At 56.6% G+C, this 272-nt stretch carries 1 protein-coding gene; it reads left to right on the top strand.

Features of this window, described 5'->3' with window-relative positions:
- The coding region (locus tag AACW06_RS20400; RefSeq protein ID WP_202884134.1) for a hypothetical protein at positions 1-272 on the top strand (272 nt) is incomplete at both ends.

The following is a 272-nucleotide window of genomic DNA, read 5'->3' on the forward strand; positions in this document are numbered from 1 at the left end:
GCGCCGACATCACCATTCCAAGCTTGACAGCGGAAGGTAATTACAGCATCACCAGCAGCATTACGGATGCCGCTGGCAACAGCAGTGGTGACAGTGCGCCAGTGACGTTTGATTTTGACGCCACCGTACCAACTGCGGCGCCAATGCTTACCATCGCGGACGCCGCGGACGGCAGCGTGAGCGTGGCAGAGAACAGTGACGGCGTTGAAACTGTGGTAAGTATTCCAACGGGTGTGGAAGTGGGTGATACGGTGACGTTAACCATCACCAAC

The sequence above is a fragment of the Vibrio sp. S12_S33 genome (assembly GCF_963889785.1).
In the GTDB taxonomy this organism is placed as follows: domain Bacteria; phylum Pseudomonadota; class Gammaproteobacteria; order Enterobacterales; family Vibrionaceae; genus Vibrio; species Vibrio aestuarianus.